Origin of the sequence: Streptomyces sp. NPDC048462, from assembly GCF_043200175.1 — a bacterium.
Taxonomy (GTDB): Bacteria; Actinomycetota; Actinomycetes; order Streptomycetales; family Streptomycetaceae; genus Streptomyces.
The window spans coordinates 45,342-65,536 of sequence record NZ_JBICXG010000011.1 but is presented as its reverse complement, the minus strand read 5'-3'; the positions used below and the strand labels follow the sequence as shown (position 1 = coordinate 65,536).

17 protein-coding genes are annotated in these 20,195 nt (G+C 72.0%); 9 read left to right on the top strand and 8 right to left on the bottom strand.

Annotated features, from left to right (window positions below):
• Positions 1 to 37: 37 nt before the first annotated feature.
• From ACGFU6_RS19755 to ACGFU6_RS19745, 3 genes are all read right to left on the bottom strand, one after another.
• The gene (locus ACGFU6_RS19755) at positions 38 to 1,759 is read right to left on the bottom strand and encodes a serine/threonine-protein kinase (protein WP_393612383.1); all 1,722 of its coding nucleotides are present in this window, start codon (positions 1,757 to 1,759) and stop codon (positions 38 to 40) included.
• Positions 1,760 to 1,837: 78 nt separating this feature from the next.
• A complete protein-coding gene (locus ACGFU6_RS19750) occupies positions 1,838 to 2,482 on the bottom strand; it encodes a hypothetical protein (RefSeq protein WP_393612382.1) in 645 nt (214 codons plus the stop codon).
• Positions 2,483 to 2,909: 427 nt separating this feature from the next.
• Positions 2,910 to 3,788 (bottom strand): menaquinone biosynthetic enzyme MqnA/MqnD family protein, encoded by an 879-nt coding sequence (locus ACGFU6_RS19745; protein WP_393612380.1) that lies wholly within the window; start codon positions 3,786 to 3,788, stop codon positions 2,910 to 2,912.
• Between the two features lie 422 nt (positions 3,789 to 4,210).
• On the opposite strand from ACGFU6_RS19745, the gene ACGFU6_RS19740 reads away from it, so the two are divergent.
• Positions 4,211 to 4,414 carry a cold-shock protein gene (locus ACGFU6_RS19740; RefSeq protein WP_003967102.1) on the top strand — a complete coding sequence of 68 codons (204 nt, stop codon included), beginning with the start codon at positions 4,211 to 4,213 and terminating at the stop codon, positions 4,412 to 4,414.
• Between the two features lie 299 nt (positions 4,415 to 4,713).
• Positions 4,714 to 5,550: a MerR family transcriptional regulator gene (locus ACGFU6_RS19735; RefSeq protein WP_393612378.1), complete on the top strand. Its 837-nt coding sequence runs from the start codon at positions 4,714 to 4,716 to the stop codon at positions 5,548 to 5,550.
• Between the two features lie 61 nt (positions 5,551 to 5,611).
• On the opposite strand, the gene ACGFU6_RS19730 is transcribed toward ACGFU6_RS19735, so the two are convergent.
• Complete coding sequence (locus ACGFU6_RS19730; RefSeq protein WP_393612377.1) at positions 5,612 to 6,844, bottom strand: amidohydrolase family protein; 1,233 nt, start codon at positions 6,842 to 6,844, stop codon at positions 5,612 to 5,614.
• A 237-nt stretch (positions 6,845 to 7,081) separates the two neighbouring features.
• On the opposite strand from ACGFU6_RS19730, the gene ACGFU6_RS19725 reads away from it, so the two are divergent.
• From ACGFU6_RS19725 to ACGFU6_RS19715, 3 genes are all read left to right on the top strand, one after another.
• Positions 7,082 to 10,051: a BTAD domain-containing putative transcriptional regulator gene (locus ACGFU6_RS19725; RefSeq protein WP_393612375.1), complete on the top strand. Its 2,970-nt coding sequence runs from the start codon at positions 7,082 to 7,084 to the stop codon at positions 10,049 to 10,051.
• Between the two features lie 195 nt (positions 10,052 to 10,246).
• Positions 10,247 to 10,465 (top strand): hypothetical protein, encoded by a 219-nt coding sequence (locus ACGFU6_RS19720; protein ID WP_393612373.1) that lies wholly within the window; start codon positions 10,247 to 10,249, stop codon positions 10,463 to 10,465.
• 234 nt (positions 10,466 to 10,699) lie between these two features.
• On the top strand, positions 10,700 to 10,858 hold the full coding sequence (locus tag ACGFU6_RS19715) for a hypothetical protein (RefSeq protein WP_393612371.1): 159 nt from the start codon (positions 10,700 to 10,702) through the stop codon (positions 10,856 to 10,858).
• A gap of 140 nt (positions 10,859 to 10,998) precedes the next feature.
• Here ACGFU6_RS19715 and ACGFU6_RS19710 read toward each other — a convergent pair whose 3' ends face one another.
• Positions 10,999 to 12,555 (bottom strand): FadD3 family acyl-CoA ligase, encoded by a 1,557-nt coding sequence (locus ACGFU6_RS19710; RefSeq protein ID WP_393612369.1) that lies wholly within the window; start codon positions 12,553 to 12,555, stop codon positions 10,999 to 11,001.
• Between the two features lie 115 nt (positions 12,556 to 12,670).
• On the opposite strand from ACGFU6_RS19710, the gene ACGFU6_RS19705 reads away from it, so the two are divergent.
• From ACGFU6_RS19705 to ACGFU6_RS19695, 3 genes are read left to right on the top strand one after another with little or no spacing between them, the layout of a single operon-like run.
• On the top strand, positions 12,671 to 13,819 hold the full coding sequence (locus ACGFU6_RS19705; protein WP_393612368.1) for a lipid-transfer protein: 1,149 nt from the start codon (positions 12,671 to 12,673) through the stop codon (positions 13,817 to 13,819).
• 13 nt (positions 13,820 to 13,832) lie between these two features.
• Complete coding sequence (locus ACGFU6_RS19700; RefSeq protein ID WP_393612366.1) at positions 13,833 to 14,273, top strand: Zn-ribbon domain-containing OB-fold protein; 441 nt, start codon at positions 13,833 to 13,835, stop codon at positions 14,271 to 14,273.
• Positions 14,274 to 14,279: 6 nt separating this feature from the next.
• Positions 14,280 to 15,065, top strand: coding sequence for an enoyl-CoA hydratase/isomerase family protein (locus ACGFU6_RS19695; protein WP_393612365.1), 786 nt, complete (start codon positions 14,280 to 14,282; stop codon positions 15,063 to 15,065).
• An 18-nt stretch (positions 15,066 to 15,083) separates the two neighbouring features.
• On the opposite strand, the gene ACGFU6_RS19690 is transcribed toward ACGFU6_RS19695, so the two are convergent.
• On the bottom strand, positions 15,084 to 15,644 hold the full coding sequence (locus ACGFU6_RS19690; RefSeq protein ID WP_393612363.1) for a hypothetical protein: 561 nt from the start codon (positions 15,642 to 15,644) through the stop codon (positions 15,084 to 15,086).
• A 267-nt stretch (positions 15,645 to 15,911) separates the two neighbouring features.
• Here ACGFU6_RS19690 and ACGFU6_RS19685 point away from each other — a divergent pair, with 267 nt between their 5' ends.
• Positions 15,912 to 16,532: a hypothetical protein gene (locus ACGFU6_RS19685; RefSeq protein WP_393612362.1), complete on the top strand. Its 621-nt coding sequence runs from the start codon at positions 15,912 to 15,914 to the stop codon at positions 16,530 to 16,532.
• 136 nt (positions 16,533 to 16,668) lie between these two features.
• On the opposite strand, the gene ACGFU6_RS19680 is transcribed toward ACGFU6_RS19685, so the two are convergent.
• Positions 16,669 to 19,086: a serine/threonine-protein kinase gene (locus ACGFU6_RS19680; protein WP_393612361.1), complete on the bottom strand. Its 2,418-nt coding sequence runs from the start codon at positions 19,084 to 19,086 to the stop codon at positions 16,669 to 16,671.
• Between the two features lie 179 nt (positions 19,087 to 19,265).
• The gene (locus ACGFU6_RS19675; RefSeq protein WP_393612359.1) at positions 19,266 to 20,075 is read right to left on the bottom strand and encodes a VOC family protein; all 810 of its coding nucleotides are present in this window, start codon (positions 20,073 to 20,075) and stop codon (positions 19,266 to 19,268) included.
• Between the last annotated feature and the right edge of the window lie 120 nt (positions 20,076 to 20,195).

The following is a 20,195-nucleotide window of genomic DNA, read 5'->3' as shown; positions in this document are numbered from 1 at the left end:
TACGGACCGGTTCAGCGTACGCCAGCCCTGCCGCAGGTCAGCCGCCGGACCGGTTGAGCGTGCCGTAGGGAAGCCCCGCGCCCCGCTCGTCGGACCGGAAGCGCAGGGTGTCGTCGGTGACGCGGGTGAAGTGGATGTCCGTGGTGGTGGTCGTGCACAGGCCCGCGGTGCCGGGGCGTTCCGGGTCGGCGCGCTCCCGCAGCGTCAGCTCCTTGTCGGTGCCGGAGGTGAGGGAGGCGACGCTGTGACAGCTGACCTCGACGCCGAGGCTGGAGATCGTCGTGCTCGTACGGACCACGTCGGCGCCCTTCTTCCCCTTCCTGATCACCACGCTGAGCGTGCCGTGCGGCTGGCCGGTCGTCTTCTCGGTGAGCGGCCCCTCCCAGGTGCCGATGAAGCCCTTCGGCACCTCGACGGCCCGGCGGTCCGGGGTCGCTTCGGCGCCGTCCCCCGGGCGGGTCGGCGCGGGGGACGCGGTGGCGCCCGGGGTGCGGTCGGTGCCTCCGTGCCCGGCGGTGTTGTCGCCACCACCGCCCGGCATCAGGTCCAGCACGTAGGCGCTGCCCACCGTCACCGCGGCCAGCGCACCGGCCACCGCGAGGGCGACGGTGCAGCTCAGCCTGCGCCCCCGGCGCTCGCCCGGCCGGGAGTCGGCGCTCACCGTGACGGCGAACCGGGGGTCGGGGGCGCGCTGCCCCGGCACCCCGTCCGTTCCCGGCGCGGGCGGGTACGGCGGCGGCGTCGGGCCGGCCAGGTGGGCGGCCGGTTCGACCGGCGGCCCGAACACGCCGAGGGCGGGGCTCCCGTTGGCCCCGTACGAGGCGTTGGTGAACGGCACCGGACCCGACCGCACCGGGGCGTCCTGCGGTTCCAGGTCCAGCAGCGCGACCGCGGACCGGCTGACCTCGCGCACCAGCGGGCCGGGCAGCCAGCCCGCCGCCACCCGGGCCGCCGCGCCGTCGGGGGCCAGCCGGTGCGCGAGCTCCGCCGGAGTGGGCCGGTGCGCCGGGTCCTTCGCCAGGCAGGAGGCGACGACCTCGCGCAGCGGGCCCGCCAGCTCGCCCAGTTCGGGCTCCTCGTGCACCACCTTGTAGAGCAGCACGGCGGAGGAGTCGCCGAGGAAGGGGGCCGCGCCGGTGGCCGCGTACGCGAGCACCGCACCCAGCGAGAAGACGTCGGCCGCGCCCGAGATCTCCCGGCCCCGGATCTGCTCCGGCGCCATGTAGCCGGGCGAGCCGACCGAGACCCCGGTGGAGGTGAGCGAGGCCGTGGCGTCGACGGCCCTGGCGATCCCGAAGTCGATCAGGCGGGGGCCGTCGAGGGCGAGCAGTACGTTGGAGGGCTTCACGTCCCGGTGGACCAGGCCCTGTTCATGGACCGCCCCGAGCGCCTCGGCCAGTCCGGCGCCCAGAGTGCGTACCGCCTGTTCGGGCAGCGGCCCGTGTCCGGCGACGGCGGCGGAGAGCGAGGGCCCGGCCACGTAGCCGGTCGCGACCCACGGGACGGGGGCGTCGGGGTCGGCGTCCAGTACGGGTGCGGTCCACTGGGCGCCGATCCGCCGTGCCGCGTCCACCTCGCGCCGGAAACGGGCGCGGAACTGCTCGTCGAGTGCGAAGTGCGGATGGACCACCTTGACCGCGACGGTACGGCCGCCGGCGCTGCGTCCCAGATACACGCGCCCCATGCCACCGGCACCGAGTCGGCCGATCAGCCGGTAGGCACCGATGCTCGGCGGTTCGCCGGCTTCCAGCGGCTGCATATGCGGACTCCCCCTGTGGACCGGCCCCGGACCTCCGACGAAGCCTAAGGGCTGCCCCTTCCCCTAGGGGCGGGTGCGTCAGGACCGCCGGCGCTGCCCGCCGTAGAACACGGTGCCGGCGGTCAGCAGGAGGAGACCTGCGGCGATCTCCGCCGAGATCTCCGCGTCGGAGTGCCCCGGGCCGTCGGGCATCCGAGGCGGGAACAGGCCGAGCGGATCCTCGCGGATCTCGATGCGCTCGCCCGCCTCGACCCCGCCGAAGCAGTTCTGCTGCTGGGACAGTTCGTATTTCTTGTGGTCGCCGCCGGCCTCCGCCACGGCGCAGTGCCAGTCGGAGCCCTGCCCGTCGTTGTCGTCGGTCAGCTCCGTCACCACCGCCGCGACCGGATCGCCCGCGGTCTTCATGTAGACGTCGTACAGCGCGGGGCCGGCGAAGAGCATCAGCGCGAAGCCGCTGACACAGACCAGCGTGGCGGCGCCCGCGCGGCTCCAGACGCCACCGACCAGGCAGCCGGCGAACGCGACGACCGCGAGCATGACGACGACACCGGCCCACATCACCCAGTTGGCGAGCCCGGCTCCGAGAACCATGAGGGCGGGAAGGAGCACGGCCCACATCAGGGAGCCGAACAGCTTCCGCGGGCCGGCCGCCGGCCGCCTCGGCCCGCGCACCGCGGCCTCGGGCGCGCCGCCCGGATCGGTGGTCGTCCTGTTGCCGCTCATCGTCCCCCGCCCCCTGCGGCGCGTGCCGCCGCTCGGTGGCACACGATAGCGCGGCATTTCCGCCGGAAACTTACGCGGAGAGCGGCTTTCCCGTTCTCGCCGTACGGCCTGCCGGAGTGGATTGGCCGATGAATACCGAATGGGTAGGGAGTCCGGGTCCCGGCCGCGACCGAGCACACAGCCGGAGGAAGAATGCGTTCCGTTTACCGCAATGCCCGGTCGCAATCCGGACGACAGGCGCCATTGCGGTGGAAGTGACATTCCGGGGCAATCGAAATGGGCGTCCGGGCCGCCTCGGACGTTCCGCTATTCGGTCCGGTCCAATTCCGTACGGACGCGTCCCGGGAACGACATCGAGGGACCCGCCACCCGGGTTCGGGCAGCGGGTCCGGGCGGGGCCGGCGCGCGCCGGGTCCGGCGCGTGCGCTCAGCCGCCGAGGAGCTCCACGTTCACGTCCGCGGCGAAGCCGGTCGTCGGGCCGGTCCGGCGGGCGAACTCCTGGACGCCGGCCAGCTGGGCGGGACCGAAGCGGAAGTCGAGGGTCGTGAAGTAGCGCTCCAGGACCTCGGCGTCGAAGGCCTCCCAGCGTGCGGCCTGCTCCGCGACCTTGGTGACCTCCTCCAGGGAGACGTCCCGCGAGGCCAGGAACGCCTCGTGGACCTTCTGGACCGAGGTGGGCTCGGCCGCCAGGTAGTCCTTGCGGGCGGCCCAGACGGCGAAGACGAACGGCAGCCCCGTCCACTCCTTCCACATCGCGCCCAGGTCGTGGACCTGGAGCCCGAGGCGGGGGGCGTCGTGCAGGTTGGCGCGCAGCGCGGCGTCACCGATGAGGACGGCGGCGTCCGCCTCCTGCATCATCACGCCGAGGTCGGGCGGGCAGGTGTAGTAGTCGGGGGTCACCCCGTACCGCTCGGCGAGCAGCAGCTGCGCCAGCCGTACGGAGGTGCGGGAGGTCGAGCCGAGCGCCACCCGGGCCCGGTCGAGGTCCTCCAGGGGCCGCTGCGACACGATCACGCACGACATGACGGGCCCGTCGCAGCCGACCGCGATGTCGGGGAAGGCGACCAGGTCGTCGGCGTTGCGCAGGAACTCCACGAGGGTGATGGGGCCGATGTCCAGGTCGCCCCTGATCAGCTGCTCGCTGAGCTTCTCCGGGGTGTCCTTCGAGAGCTCCAGGTCGAGCAGGGTCCCGGTCCGTGCCAGCCCCCAGTAGAGGGGAAGGCAGTTGAGGAACTGGATGTGGCCGACGCGCGGCCGGTTGCGACGGTCGTCGCCTGCGACGGTTGTGACGGTTGAATTGTCCACATCGCGAGGCTAGACCTGTCGCCCGCCACCAGCCCCACCGGGGGCGCGCGGCGCCGCACGATCCCTCTCCCGGGGGGCGCCGGAACGGCGCGCGGCCCGTCCCCGGATCATCGCTGCGGAGGGCTCTCCCGGAGGCTCTGCCGAGGGCTCACCCGAGGGCTCCGACGCTGCTTGAAGGACCTCCCGAAGTCCTCCCGAAGGGCCTCTCGGACCGCCCGTACGCACGGCAATCAAACATTCGAGTCAAGTGATCTTTCCCTCTACCGTTCCGCACATGCTGCGTGCTAGGCTCAGCGCCAAGTTGCAGTTTGGTTTCCCTTGCAGTACAGAGCCTGCGGAGCATGTAACCCGCAGGCTTTTGTAGTTTTCAGACTTCTTTGCAGGTTCTGGAGCAGGGCAACCCTTTGGCCCAAGGAGGGCTTATGGCTACCGGAACCGTCAAGTGGTTCAACGCTGAAAAGGGCTTCGGCTTCATCGCCCAGGACGGCGGCGGCCCGGATGTCTTCGTCCATTACTCCGCGATCAACGCGTCCGGGTTCCGCTCCCTCGAGGAGAACCAGGTCGTGAACTTCGACGTCACTCAGGGACCCAAGGGTCCGCAGGCTGAGAACGTCACCCCGGCCTAGTTGCCCGGGTCGGCCGATCGCGGCCGGTAACGCAGTACCCAAGGAGCCCCGCTCCCCCGCCTCGGCGGGGAAGCGGGGCTCCTGCCTGTGCGCTCCGCTGCCTGCGGGCGCTACTCAGTCGCCGAAGAGGCCGCCGAACGCGTCCGGGGCGCCTGCCCGTATCCGGGCTCTCAGGGAATGCTCCACGTCATGTCCTGTCCGCCGCGGACAGCGGGTTCCAGTGGCCTGCGTCACACGCGTACGGGCACGCTGCGATTCTTGACCTTGACACCGTGTGAGGCCGTGCACTGGGAGACATCATGTTCACCATCGGAGACTTCGCCCGCCACGGTCGGGTATCGGCCCGGATGCTGCGCCACTACGACGCGATCGGGCTGCTGCCCCCCGACATCACCGACCCCGCGACCGGCTACCGCTACTACGGCGGCGGCCAGCTCGCCCGGCTCAACCGGATCATCGCCCTCAAGGACCTCGGCTTCACGCTCCAGCAGGTGCGGGCCGTCCTGGACGAGGAGGTGGGCCCGGAGGAGCTGCGCGGGATGCTGCGGCTGCGGCGGTCGGAACTGGCGGAGGCGATGGCCGCGGCGGCGGCACGGCTGGCCCAGGTCGAGGCGAGGCTCCGGTCGATCGAGAGCGAGGGACACATGTCAGTGGACGATGTGGTGGTCAAGAACGTCGCGGCGGTACGGGTCGCGGAGCTGACCGGGGTGGCGGCAGGGTACGGGCCGCAGGACATCACGCCGGTGATCCGCCCCCTGTACGAGCGGCTGCTCCCGCTGCTGGGCCGGGCCGGGGTCTCCCCGACGGGCCCCGGGATCGCCCGCTACGAGGACGCCCCGGAGGGCGGCGGCGCGGTCGTCGTCCACGCCGGGGTGACGGTCTCGGAGCCCGTGGGGCCGCTGGGCGACACCGGGATCACGGTGGTCGAGCTGCCCCCGTTCGAGGCGGCGACCGTCATCCACCGGGGCCCGATGGACGGCGTACTGCCGACGGCCCAGACGCTGGCCCGCTGGATCGACGGCTCCGGCTACCGGTCGGCGGGGTACGCCCGCGAGGTCAGCCTGGAGTGCCCCGAGGACGAGTCGCGGTGGGTGACGGAACTCCAGGAGCCGGTCGAGGCCGTCACCAACGTCTGACACGGCAAGGGCTGACGGGTGCCGCGGCCGTCCGGGGGGACGGCCGAGGCACCCACCCGTCTCACGCCCCGGTGCCGGGCCCCGCCCACAGCCCTTCGCCGGTCAGCCCGAGCAGCTCGATCGCGTTGCGGCGCACGATGCGGTCCACCACGTCCGCGTCCAGGTGCCCCATCTGTTCCTCCCCGACCTCACGGGACTTGGGCCAGGTCGAGTCGGAGTGCGGGTAGTCCGTCTCGTACAGCACGTTGGCGACGCCGATCGCGTCCAGGTTCTTCAGCCCGAACGCGTCGTCGAAGAAGCAGCCGTAGACGTGCTCGGTGAACAGCTCCGACGGCGGCCGGTGGACCTTGTCCGCGACCCCGCCCCAGCCCCGGTTCTCCTCCCAGACCACGTCGGCGCGTTCCAGGATGTACGGGATCCAGCCGATCTGCCCCTCCGCGTACATGATCCGCAGGTTGGGGAAGCGCTCGAACTTGCCGCTCATCAGCCAGTCGACCATCGAGAAGCAGCAGTTGGCGAAGGTGATGGTGGAGCCGACGGCCGGCGGGGCGTCGGCCGAGGTGGACGGCATCTTCGAGGACGAGCCGATGTGCATGGCGATCACCGTCCCCGTCTCGTCGCAGGCCCGCAGGAACGGATCCCACTCGTCCGTATGAATGGACGGCAGTCCGAGATGTGGAGGTATTTCGGAGAACGCCACCGCACGCACCCCGCGCGCCGCGTTGCGCCTGACCTCGTCGGCCGCCAGCTGCGCGTCCCAGAGCGGGACCAGGGTGAGCGGGATGAGCCGGCCGTGCGCGTCCGGGCCGCACCACTCGTCGACCATCCAGTCGTTGTACGCGCGCACGCCGAGCAGGCCGAGTTCGCGGTCCTTCGCTTCGGTGAAGGTCTGGCCGCAGAAGCGGGGGAAGGTCGGGAAGCAGAGCGCGGACTGCACGTGGTTGATGTCCATGTCCGCGAGCCGCTCGGGCACCGAGAACGAACCGGGGCGCATCTGCTCGTAAGTGATGACTTCGAGCTTTATCTCGTCCCTGTCGTAGCCGACGGAGGTGTCGAGGCGGGTGAGCGGGCGGTGCAGGTCCTCGTACACCCACCAGTCGCCGATCGGGCCGTCGTCGCCCTTCGCACCCATCACGGGCGCGAACTTGCCGCCCATGAACGTCATTTCCTTGAGCGGCGCCCGGACGATGCGCGGGCCGGAGTCCGCGTACTTGGACGGGAGCCGGTCCCGCCAGACATGAGGGGGCTCCACCGTGTGGTCGTCCACCGAGATGATCTTCGGGAAGGTCTCCATGCGTACCACGGTAGCGCCGATCTGACGAACCGTCAGCAATCTGTGCGAGGCTCCGTTCCACAATCGTTGTCGAGGGCTCGTGCAGACAGTCACCCACTGCTGACGTGTCCGCCCTTCACAAGGCAGACTGTTGACGGCGATACGAACGGTATGGAGCAATCCGGATCTCCTCGGCGGTGTCCCGACATGTTCGGTGCGGCACTGGGCAGTGCGCAGAGAGCAGGACAGGAGGCGGCAATGGGCCGTGACGGCGAGCCACGGGTGCGTGTTCCGGAACAGCGAGCTCCGGAACGACCGCCGGCGGGCAGCACGGAGCTGCGCTTTTCCGTGCTCGGACCGGTACGGGCCAGGCGGGGCGACGAGACGCTGCCGTCGGGTTCGCCGCAGCAGCGCGCCCTGCTGTCGGCCCTGTTGCTGCGGGGCGGCCACACCGCCACGTCCGGTGAGCTCATCGACGCCATCTGGGGCGACGAGCCGCCCTCCCAGGCGCTGGCCGCCGTACGCACCTACGCCTCCCGGCTCCGCAAGATCCTGGGCCCGCAGACCCTGGCGAGCGATTCCGGCGGGTACGCGATGCGGACCGGGCCCGACGCGCTCGATGTGACCGTGGCCGAGGAACTGGCCGCCGGCGCCGACAAGGCCCGTGCCTCGGGCGACCGCTGCCGCGCCAGGGAGCTGCTGAACAAGGCGCTCGCCCTGTGGGACGGCGAGGCGCTCGCCTCGGTGCCCGGCCCGTACGCGGAGAACCAGCGCACCCGCCTCGAGGAGTGGCGCCTCCAGCTCACCGAGACCCGCCTGGACCTGGACCTGGAGGTCGGCTGCCACGCGGAGGCCGTCTCCGAACTGACCGCGCTCACCGCCGCGCACCCGCTGCGCGAGCGGCTGCGCGAGCTGCTGATGGTGGCCCTGTACCGCAGCGGCCGCCAGGCCGAGGCGCTGGCCGTGTACGCCGACACCCGGCGGCTGCTCGCCGAGGAACTGGGCGTCGACCCGTGCCCCGAACTGGCCCAGCTCCAGCAGCGCATCCTGCGGGCCGACGAGGAGCTGGCCCGCCCGGCGGACGAGCCCGTCCAGGCCGCCGCCCCGCTCCGCCCGGCCCAGCTCCCGGCCACCGTCCCGGACTTCACCGGCCGCACCTCCTTCGTCCGCGAGCTGGGCGACCGGCTCGCCACCGCCGAGGGCTCCGTCATGGCCGTGTCCGCACTGGCCGGCATCGGCGGCGTCGGCAAGACGACCCTGGCCGTGCACGTCGCCCACCAGGCCCGCCCGCACTTCCCGGACGGCCAGCTGTACGTCGACCTCCAGGGCGCGGGCGCCCGCGCCGCCGAACCGGAGACGGTGCTCGGCGCGTTCCTGCGCGCCCTGGGCACGGCGGACTCCGCGATCCCCGACTCCCTCGACGAACGCGCCGCGCTCTACCGCTCCACGCTCGACGGCCGCCGCATCCTGGTCCTCCTGGACAACGCCCACGACGCGGCCCAGATCCGCCCCCTGCTCCCGGGCACGGCGGGCTGCGCGGCGCTCGTCACCAGCCGGGTCCGGATGGTCGACCTGGCGGGCGCGCACCTGGTCGACCTAGACGTGATGTCGCCCGAGGAGGCGCTCCAGCTCTTCACCCGCATCGTGGGCGAGGAGCGCATCAACTCCGAGCGCGAGGCCGCCCTCGACGTGGTCGCCGCCTGCGGCTTCCTCCCCCTCGCCATCCGCATCGCCGCCTCCAGACTGGCCGCCCGCCGCACCTGGACGGTCTCGGTCCTGGCCGCGAAGCTCGCGGACGAGCGCCGCCGCCTGGACGAACTCCAGGCGGGCGACCTCGCGGTGAAGGCCACCTTCGAACTCGGCTACGGCCAGCTGGAACCCGCCCAGGCCCGCGCCTTCCGCCTCCTGGGCCTCGCGGACGGCCCGGACATCTCCCTCGCCGCCGCGGCCGCCCTGCTGAACCTGGAGACGCACGCGGCGGAGGACCTCCTGGAGGCCCTGGTCGACACGTCCCTGCTGGAGTCGGCGGCCCCGGGCCGCTACCGCTACCACGACCTGGTCCGCCTCTACGCGCGTTCGTGCGCGGAACGGGACGAGAAGTCGCCGCAGCAGCGGGAGTCGGCCCTGTCGCGGCTGCTGGACTTCTACCTGGCGACGGCGGCGGGGGTGTACGCGCTGGAGCGGCCGGGGGACCGAACCGTCAACCATCTGGAGCGCGCCGAATATCGCGGTCTGTCGTTCTCCGATCACGGCCGAGCCCTCGACTGGCTTTACTCGGAAGCGAACCCACTCTTGGCATGCGTCCAGCAGAGCATTGCCGCCGGAACCATCCGGCGTGCCGTGGATCTCCTTCTCGCCTCCAAAGACCTGGCGGAGTCGGGGGCCAATTCACGTCAGTTCGAAACCGTCGCCACCATCGTGCGAGAGGCCGCAGCCGTCGCCGCCGACGCCCGCTCCGAAGCGCGGGCACGGACGACTCTCGCTCAGGTCCACAGCACGGCCGGCCGTTTCGACGAGGCCGAGAGCGAGGCCAGGCAGGCCATGGTTCTCGCCGCGTCGATCGACGATGTCTGGACCCACTGCAACGCTCACAACGAGCTCGGAATCATCGCCGGTTACCGAAATCGACTCCCTGAGGCGGAAGCTCTCCTCCAGCAGACCATCTCTGCTTTTCGGGCGGACAACAACCAAGCCGGCGAAGCCAGCGCTCTGTGCAATCTGTCCCGCGTCCATCTGGCCATCGGGCAGACTGCCAGTGCTGTCGAACTCGCCGGTCAGGGCATCGATATCTACGCCCGGCTGGGGCTCACGCTGCGTCTGGCGAACGGTCGCTACGCCCTGGGGCTCGCACTGACCCGAGCGGGCCGCCAGAACGAGGCCGAGGTCCGCCTCTCCGAGGCGCTCTCCGTCTTCCGCGAGAGCCGCCAACGGCTGTGGGAGGGAATGACTCTCTTCAGGTTGGCAGAGGTGCATCTCGCGGCACGGCGCCCGGCCCGGGCTGCCGCATTCTCCGAGCAGGCGCTGACGGTGCTGCTTCACATCGGCGGGGAGTGGCGTCGAGCCAATGTACTGACCGTACTGGGACAGGCACTGGACGGCATAGGACAGGCAGACCGGGCGAAGGTCTGCTGGCGGGAAGCACTCACGGTCTTCGACCAGCTGAAGGCCCCAGAGGGTGAAACCGTCCGCGGTCTGCTCGGCGCGACGCTTTCACCACAGGGAAGCTGACCCCGCGTTCATCGTTCGTTTATCACCACCCGGCAGTCTCGTACCTGTCGATGCGTCGCGTCGGGGGGCAGGCGAGTCGACAGTGGAACCGCGCACTAAGGTGAACGGCTCTGAACAGCCCGTCCGGCAGCCCACGGGGGAGCAGCCGGACGGGCTTTGCCGACCATCCATGCATCGAGCAACGGAGTTCACAGCATGAGCGAAGACAAGAAGATTCAGGGGCCTACGCCGAAGTCCGGCGCCGCTGGCGACACCAAGCCTGCGGACAGCCACATGACGGACGAGCCCGAGATCAAGCCGCTGGACAGCCACATGACCGGCGAGCCCAAGGTCAAGCCGCTGGACAGCCACATGACCGGCGAGCCCGACATCAAGCCGCTGGACAGCCACATGACCGGTGCAGATCCGCGCTGATCCTCCCGACGGGGGGACGGGGGGACGGGGGGACGGGGGGACGGGGGGACGGGGGGGAGCGGCCGCGGCGGCGCGGAGGGGGAGCCGTCGCGGCCGCTGCATGTCCGCGTCCGGACGGTCGGTGCAATCGCGTCAACGTTCGACCACTTCCCGCCAGAGGGGTACCGCGATCGCCCCCCCCTGTCACTAGCGTCACTTCACGCCCGGAAGCTCGCTCCCATCACAGGGGTTGGAATGACACGCACGAAGAAGACACTCGTCGCTGCCGCGTTCGCCGTGGCCCTCGGCATCGGCGGCGCATCGCCGGCGCTGGCCGAGAACCACGCTGGTAGCACCCCTCAGGACGCCCACGCGAGCGTGGTGACCCCCCAGGAGGAGAACCACGCCGGCTAAGCCACACGTGGTTCGCGCAGAGGGGCCCGAGCCACCCGCTCGGGCCCCCTCCCGTTACCCCCGGACCTGAATCCCCACCCCGCGCAGAGCTTCCCCATGTCGCCCTCGTCCACGAGGTGAACACCACCACCGAACCGCCCCTACTCCCGCCCCCGCAGCTCCCCCTTCACCACCTTGCCGCTCGCGTTGCGCGGGAGGCCGCTGACGAACTCCACCGCCCTGGGCACCTTGTAGTTCGCCATCTCGCGCCGCGACCAGGCGATCAGGTCGTCGGCGGTCACCGTCGCGCCGGGGCGGCGGACCGCGTACGCCTTGCCGACCTCGCCGAGGCGGGGGTCGGGGATGCCGATGACCGCGACGTCGGCGACGTCCGGGTGCAGGCCCAGGAGCTGTTCGATCTCCGCGGGGTAGGCGTTGAAGCCGCCGACGATGAACATGTCCTTGATCCGGTCCGTGATGCGCAGGCTGCCGTCCGCGTCCAGGACGCCCACGTCACCGGTGTGCAGCCAGCCGTCCGAGGTGATCGTGGCGGCCGTGGTCTCCGGGTCCTCGAAGTAGCCGCTCATCACGTTGAAGCCGCGGACCAGTACCTCGCCCGGTTCGCCGGGGGCGGCCAGGACGCGGATCTCGGTGCCGGGGATCGCGCGGCCGGAGGTGGCGGCGATGGTGCGGGCCGGATCGCCGCGGCGGCACATCGAGACGATGCCGCTCGCCTCGGAGAGGCCGTAGGCGGTCAGGACCGTGGCGATGCCGAGTTCGGTGCGCAGGCGCTCCACCAGCTGGAGCGGGACCACCGCCGCGCCGGTCACGACCAGGCGGAGCGCGGAGAGGTCGTGGGTGGAGCGGGCCGGGTGATCCAGGAGTGACTGGTGGAGTGTGGGCGGGCCGGGGAGGACGGAGATGCGCTCGGCGGCGATGTTGGCGAGGACCGTGTCCACGTTGAAGACGGGCTGCGGGATCATCGTCGCGCCCCGCATCAGGCAGGCGATGACGCCCGCCTTGTAGCCGAAGGTGTGGAAGAACGGGTTCACGATCAGATAGCGGTCGCCCTCGCGCAGACCGGCCAGGTCGCTCCAGATCTCGTAGCAGCGCAGCGTCTGGGAGTGGCTGATGACGGCGCCCTTGGGGCGTCCCGTGGTGCCGGAGGTGTAGATGATGTCGGAGGGGGAGGACGGGTCGATGGCGTCGGCCCGTGCCCGTACCCGTTCGGGAGAGATCCGCTCACCCGAGGCCAGGAAGTCCTTCCAGGTGACGTAGTCGGCGGGGGCGGTGTCGGCGAGGACCACCACCGTCTCCAGGTGCGGGAGTTCGATGTCGGCGCGGCGCAGGGAGGCCACGTACGAGGTGCCGAGGAAGGTGCCGGTGACGAACAGCAGCTTGGCCCGGCTCCGCTCCAGGATGTACGCCGCCTCCGTGCCCTTGAAGCGGGTGTTGAGCGGCACCAGGACCGCGCCGGCCGTCACCGCGCCCAGCGCGGAGACGATCCAGTCCAGGGTGTTGGGCGCCCAGACCGCCACCCGGTCCCCCGGCTCCACCCCGGAGGCCATGCACGCGGCGGCGGCCCGTTCCACGCGTTCGCCGAGTTCCGTGTACGTGATCCTGGTGCGGCCCTCGGCCACCGCCTCGCGGTCGCCGTAGCGTCGCGCCGCCTCCCGTACCAGGTTCGGGACGGTGGACCATTCCTCGTCGCCGCGCATCTCGTGCCCTCCGCCTCAGTCCGAACGGCCCTGCGGACCGCAGTAGCTGACTAACCGTCAGATTAGCTGTAGCCTCCTCCGCTGTCAGCAGTCATGACGGCTTCGGAGGTGGCGGGTGGCGACGCTCAAGGACCAGACAGCGATAGCCGGGATAGGGCAGACGCGATTCGCGAAACACCTGCCCGAGTCGGAGAAGACCCTGGCCTGCCGGGCCATCGTCGCGGCGCTCGACGACGCGGGCATCGCCGCGTCGGAGGTGGACGCGTTCGCCTCGTACACGATGGAGGAGACCGACGAGGTCGAGGTCGCCAAGTCCATCGGGGCCGGTGACGTGACCTTCTTCAGCAAGGTGGGGTACGGCGGCGGCGGCTCCTGCGCGACGCTCGCGCATCTCGCCGCGGCCGTCGCGACCGGACAGGCGAGCGTCGGGGTCGCCTGGCGGTCGCGGAAGCGCGGATCGGGGCCCCGGCCCTGGAAGAACACCGCCGTGCAACTGCCCACCCCCGCCCAGTGGACCCGGCCGTACGGGCTGCTGCGGCCGGCCGACGAGATCGGCATGCTGGCCCGGCGCTACATGCACGAGTACGGGGCCACCCGCGACCACCTCTTCAACGTCGCGCTGGCCTGCCGCAACCGGGCCAACCAGAACCCCGACGCCGTGATGTACGAACGCCCGCTGACCCGCGACATGTATATGACCTCGCGCTGGATCAGCGAGCCGCTCTGCCTCTTCGACAACTGCCTGGAGACGGACGGCGCGCTGGCCTGCGTCATCGTCTCCGCCGAACGCGCCCGCGACTGCCGGCAGAAGCCCGTCTACCTCCACTCCGTCGCCCAGGGACTGCCCGCCCAGCACCACGGGATGGTCAACTACTGGAACGAGGACCCGCTCACCGGACCGGCCTGGGCCGCCGCCCGACAGCTCTGGAAGCAGGCCGACTTCGGGCCGGACGACGTCGATGTCGCCCAGATATACGACGCGTTCACCCCGCTCATCCCGCTCTCCCTGGAGGGGTACGGGTTCTGCGGGCGCGGCGAGGGCGCCGCGTTCACCGAGGGCGGGGCGCTGGAGAGCGGCGGCCGGCTGCCGGTCAACACCGGTGGCGGCGGGCTCAGCGAGGGATACGTGCACGGCTTCAATCTCATCAACGAGGGCGTGAAGCAGTTGCGCGGCGTCTCCACCGCCCAGGTCCCGGACGCCTCGACCTGCCTGGTCACCGCCGGGGAGGGCGTCCCCACGTCCGCCGTACTGCTGAGGAACTGAGGAGCGATTCGAGATGGATGGACTGCTGCTGCCCGTCGTCGACGAGGACGGCGCGCCCTTCTGGGAGTACGCGGCCCGCGGCGAACTGCGCGTCCAGGCGTGCGCCGCCCCGGACTGCGGAAAGCTCCGCTTCCCGCCCCGGCCGTGCTGCCCGCACTGCCAGTCGTTCGAGAGCCAGTGGCGGGCGATGAGCGGGCGCGGCCGCATCTGGTCGTACGTGCTGCCGCACCCGCCACTGCTCCCCGCCTACGCCGACCAGGCCCCGTACAACGCGGTGGTGGTCGAACTGGCCGAGGCCCCGGAGATCCGGCTGGTCGGCAACGTGGTCAGCGGGCCCGGCGCACCGCTGAACTCCGTCGCCCCGGAGCGGCTGCGGATCGGCGCAGCGGTGAAGGCGGTCTTCTGCCCCGTCTCGCCCGAGGTGACCATGGTCCGCTGGCTGCTGGAGCGGTGAGGGGCGATGGCGCTGCGCACGGAGACGGACAGGGCGACCGGGGTCGCGCTGCTCACCCTGGACCGGCCGGAGAAGCACAACGCGATCGACCTCGCGACGGCCGCCGAACTGACCGCCGCCTGGCGGGCGTTCCGCTACGACGACGGGGTGCGGGCGGTCGTGGTGACCGGCGCGGGCGGCCGGGCGTTCTGTACCGGGATCGACCGGGGTGCGAAGGTCCCGCAGCCCTCGTCCCCGTACACGATCGACGATCCGCTGATCGCGATCGGGCCGAAGGCCAACGACCTGTGGAAGCCGGTGATCGCGGCCGTGGAGGGGATGGCCTGCGGCGGGGCGTTCTACCTGCTGGGCGAGGCGGAGTTCGTCATCGCGTCCGAGGGTGCGACGTTCTTCGACCCGCACACCACGTACGGCATGGTCAGCGCGTACGAGGCGATCTCGATGGCGCAGCGGATGCCGTTCGGTGAGGTCGCCCGGATGTCACTGATGGGGACGGCCGAGCGGGTGTCGGCCCGGCGCGCGTACGAGACCGGGCTGGTCAGCGAGGTCACCCCGGCCGGCGGCGCGGTGGCGGCCGCGCTGCGGGCGGCGGCGGTCATCGCCTCGTACCCGGCCGAGGCGGTGCAGGGCACGGTGCGGGCCGTCTGGTCGGCCAAGGAGGCGGCCAGGACGCAGGCACTGGCCCATGCCCCGCACCTGATCGCGCTCGGGAACCTGACACCGGAGCGGCAGGCGGAGCTGTTCGAGGAGCGGGGCAGGGGGGCCGGTGGTGGTGAACCCCGTCTGCGGTGAGGACCGCGGCGGTGTCCGTCAGTAGCTGAGCTCGGCGGTGACCGAGCACTTCTTCACCCGGGAGACCTTGCTCGGGGTGTCCATCCGGACGGTGACGGTCTTCGTGTCGCCGGCCTCGGCGTCAACGGTGGCCTCACCCGTGTCCACGGTGAGGCCGCGCGAGTCGAGGAACGTCACGTCGACCTCGTAGGTGTGGCTGCCGGCCGCGCTCGCGGTGAGCCGCACGGTGGAGGAGGTGACGGCCTTGCGCTTGCCCTTGCCGGGTGCCGCACAGCGGAAGACGTACGCGCGGGGCGCGTCCCCCGCGGTGGCGGTGGGGGTCGCCGTGCCGTAGGTGGAGCCGGTGGACGAGCTGTTGGACGAGCTGTAGTCGTCATCGTCGTAGTCGGAGTCGGTGTCGTGGTAGGTGCCGTTGCTCTTCTTGGAGTTGGAGCACCCACCGCCACTGCTGCTGCCGCCGCTGCTGGACTTCCGGCTCTTGCTGCCGCTCTTGCTGCCGTGCCCGTGGCTGGAGAAGCCCGTGAGCGCGAGGACCACCGCGACCAGGACCACTGTCAGTTTCATGTGCTGCCGCATCATCGATGCAGCCCCCCTTGTGTTGTGACTCGTCTCTGCGCCGTCGCACGGCGCGCGACACCGTAGCGCACAGCATGGCCGGTTCCGGTCGGCGGCCCGGTCATGGCCCTGTCACGGTCTTGTCATCATCTCCCCGTGATCGGCACGCGGCCCGGCGTTTCTCCGTCTGGTGGCGGCGGTCATCCGCCCGGCGTAGCGTCGGGAAACGAGAGCGGTGCTGATCCGCGCCACCGGCCGGTGGCGCCTCGCGCGTCCCGCTGGAGGCCGGAGATGATCCGTAACGTCCTCGGCTCGATCGTCGCTCTCGTCGGAGCGGCGGCCGCCGTGCTGAGCCCCTTCCGTGACTGGTACGACGGCCGCCTCGGGCGGCACTACCGGATCGGCGACCTCTTCACCGGCACCGGCATCACCGGGGCGCACCCCGGCCTGTTCGGCTCGCTGATGCTGCCCTTCGTGTTCGCCGCGGTCGTGACGGTCGTCGGCGTGGTCCTGCGCTCCCGGCTGCTGGTGGCCCTCGCCGGCGTGGTGGTACTCGGGTTCACCGTGCTGTGGATGGTCCGGCAGGGCCAGGCGGCCGGCGAACTGACGGTCGCGGGCGACGGTTCCGGGCTTCAGCGGGGCGTGGCGGGCGCCGCGGGCGGCGGAGTGCTGCTCCTGCTGGGGGCGGCGCTGATGTCGGGGCGCCGCCGGAGCGCGGGGCGGCTGGAGCCGTACGACGCGCCGGGGTCGGCGAATCCCGATACCTGGCCGCCCACCCGCGAGCCGGGCCCTTCGGTGCAGACGAGCCCGTGGCCGGAACCGGAGGCGGACCCGTACGTGGGACCGGATTCGGGGCCGGGCCCGGTTCCGGAACCAGGGCCCCCGCCGAAATCAAGCCCGTCCGGCGATTGAGGACGAAGGGGCCACCGGACGCCCCCGGACCTCTGTGCACCCCTGGCCACCGCACCGGTTCCGTCCTCAATCGCCGGACAGGCCCGACCGCGCACCGTGACGGCCTTGCAAGGCGCGCCGCTCGCCGGAAGGGCGGCTACGCGCGGGCCCTGTTCCCCGTCCCCGTGCCCTTCACCGCGTCCAGCGCGTACACGCAGCGGTCCTTGCTGCACGCGTACACCACCCCGCCCTGCGCCACCGGCGACCCCGTGATCTCGCCGCCCGTCGCGAGCTTCCAGCGGAGCTGGCCGCCCGCCGCGTCCAGGGTGTAGAGCACGTGGTCGGCCGAGCCGAAGTGGACGCGTCCGTCCGCGACGACCGGGGCGCCCACCACGTCGCCGCCCGCGGCGAAGCGCCACTTCGGGGTGCCGGTGACCGCGTCCAGCGTGTACAGCGCGCTGCCGCTGCCGACGTGCACGTTCCCCGTCGCCACCAGCACCGGTTCGGTCGACTGCCGGGACTCCGTCGCGATGCGCCAGCGGTCCTTGCCGGTCGAGGCGTCCAGCGCGTACACCGTGCCGAGGTAGTCCGCGAGGTACACACCGCCGCCGGTGACGGCCGGGCCCGCAGCGAACGCGGGCGGCGAGAGGAAGACCGCCGGGGACTCGAAGTGCCAGCGCACCCGGCCGGAGCCGATGTCCAGGGCGAGCACCCGGGTGCCCGCGCTGACGTACACGTAACCGTCCGAGGCCGGGGTCACCCGGATCGGCACCCCGCCGCAGGAGGCCGCGTCGCCCACCGGGTACGACCAGCGCTCGGCGCCCGTGCGGGCGTCGACGGCCCGCAGCCGGGCGTCCTGCCAGAGGTAGACCGTGCCATCGTGCACGGCCGGTCCGGCCTCCGCCGTCTCGAAGTCCGTCTGAGCGCCGGTGGTCTCCCAGAGCTTCTCGCCGGTGGACGCCTCCCACGCCTGGACGCCGCCGCCCCGGGTGCCGGTGACGACCGTGCCCCGGTCCGCCTTGAGCGAGTACACCCACGCGTCGGTCTGGAGCCGCCAGCGCTCGGCGCCGCTGACCGCGTCCAGGGCGTAGAGCGAGGGCCCGTCGGAGGCGTGGATGCGACCGCCTTCCACAGCCATCGCCCAGGCCACGTCACGGGTCTTGAACTGGCGCCGCCCGTTGCCGGTGTCCAGCGCGTGCACCTCGAAGGAGGTGACGTACAGCAGATCACCGACCACGACCGGCGTGCCCCACACGTCGTTCGACATCCGGAACCGCCAGGGCCGCCAGCGGTCCGGGCCGGAGGAGGCGCTGTCCGGCGCGTGCGCCGGGGCGGGCACCGGAGCCGCCGGGGCCGTGAGCGCGCCGTTCACCCCGGCGGGCGGGCGCACCCAGCCGGTCGCCGGAGCCGCCTCGGCCGAGGCGGCCGAGGCGCGCACGTCCTGGGCGCGCGGACCGGGCCCGATCGGCACCTGCGCACCGGAGAGCCGCACCGGACCGCCCGCGTCGGGCGCCTCGGCGGGCGGGGCGGGGGGCGGGACGACGGGCGACAGGGCCTGGGGGCGCGGGTCCACGCCGCTGTGCCGGGCGGTGTCCCAGTCGGCGCCCGGATGCGTGCCGGGCAGCGGCGGCACGGGGGCGGGCGCGGGTGCGGGTACGGGAGGAGGCGCGGTGATCACGCGTCCGCCGCCCCGGCGCAGCTCGATCATCTCGGTGGCGGACGCCGGCAGCCAGGCCGACGCCGTACCGCTGTCGTCGCCGCCGGAGGCGAAGAGGTGCGGGGAGAGCTGGGACTGGAGCTCGGCGGGGGTGGGCCGGCGCGAGGCGTCCATCTGCATGCAGGACTCGATCAGCGAGCGCAGATCGTCGGGCAGCCCGGCCAGGTCGGGGCCCTCGCGCAGCAGCATGAAGACCGTCTCGACCGGGTTCGCCCCGTGGAACGGCGCATGGCCGGTCGCGGCGAAGACGAGCGTCGAGCCGAGCGAGAAGATGTCGCTGGCGCCCGTGACGCTGCGCGAGTCCCGCGCCTGCTCGGGCGACATGTACGCGGGCGTGCCGACGGCGACGTTCGTCATGGTCAGCCGGGTGTTGGAGACGCCGGACGCGATCCCGAAGTCGATGACGCGGGGACCGTCCTCCACGACGAGCACGTTCGACGGCTTCATGTCGCGGTGGACGAGCTTCGCACCGTGGATGGACTGGAGGGCCTCCGCGATGCCCGCCGCCAGCCAGCGCACGGCCTGGGTCGGCATCGGCCCGCACTCATTCACTATTTCTTCCAGCGAGGGCGCCGGCACGTAGGCGGTGGCGAGCCAGGGCACCGCGGCGCGCGGGTCGGCGTCCACCACGGCGGCCGTGTAGAAGCCGCTGACGGCCCGCGCGGCCTCGACCTCACGCGTGAAGCGCACCCGGAACAGCTGGTCCTCGGCCAGTTCCGTACGCACCGTCTTGATCGCCACCCGCCGGCCCGACGCCGAGCGGGCGAGATAGACCAGCCCCATGCCGCCGGCCCCGAGCCGCCCCAGCACCTCGAACGGGCCGATCCGCCTCGGGTCGTGCTGCGTCAGCTGCTCCATCACTTACCTGCCACCCTCCCCGTACGGTCCCCGGTCGCCCGGGGCCCGCGAATTCCCGCCCTGTGCAGCGTCTCACCACTGGGCACCACCCGACGGTGCGCACCCCGATTGTTCCTGGCCGAGGCGCCGGTTGCGAACCCGGGGGCAGAACCGGGTGTCGTGGATCACTCCGGGCGGTATCAGGACACCGGTGGCTGAAGTACGGCGAAGACGGCGGCCTGGTCGTCCTGGAGCACCGCCATCCGCCCGTACGGGATGTCGAAGGGCGGTGCGGAGACCCGGCCGCCGAGCCGGAGGACGGTCTCGGCCGACTCGTCGCAGTCCGCCACGGCGAAGTAGTTGAGGAAGTAGCTGGGCATCATCGCGGGGAACGCGTCGGTGATGACGCTGCGCCCGCCGACCGCGGTGTCCGGCCCGGGTTCGGTGCCGGCCGGCGACCACATGCGGAAGTCGACGCGGGACTCGTCCGTGCCGGGGGCGCCCGGGGTGCCGGGGCCCGCCTCGTCCGGGTCGGTGGAGCGGAAGCCGAAGACCTGCTCGTAGAAGGGGTCGACGCGCTCCTTCTGCCGGGTGTAGACCTCGGTCCAGCAGAAGGAACCGGGCTCGTTCTGCTTCTGGAAGCCCTTGCGGTCACCCGCCTGCCAGAGCCCGAAGACCGCACCTCCGGGGTCGGCGGCCTGGGCGAGCGCCCCCAGCCGGCCGGCCCGGACCGGTTCGGTGATCACCTGCCCGCCCGCCTCCCGGACGCGGGCGACGGAGGCGGTGATGTCGTCGGTCGCGAAGTAGACGCCCCAGGCGGTCGGCATCCGGCCGTCCTGCTTGGCGGCGAGCGCGGCGACCAGGGCGCCGCCGCTGAGCGCGTCGGTGTACGGGCCCTCGCCCGCGCGGAAGGTCCAGCCGAAGAGCTCACCGTAGAAGCGCTTGCCGGCTTCGAGGTCGGGGAGCTGCACATCCACCCAGCACGGCGCGGACTGCGCGAATGCGGCCATGGGCCCGAATCCTTCCGTCGCGGTGACGCTCGTCACAGCCAACGTAGCCTCGGGCCGCCCCGTGCGCGCCCCAGCCCCTCCGATGCGAACATATTTTCGAGCTAAATTTCCCGGATTGTC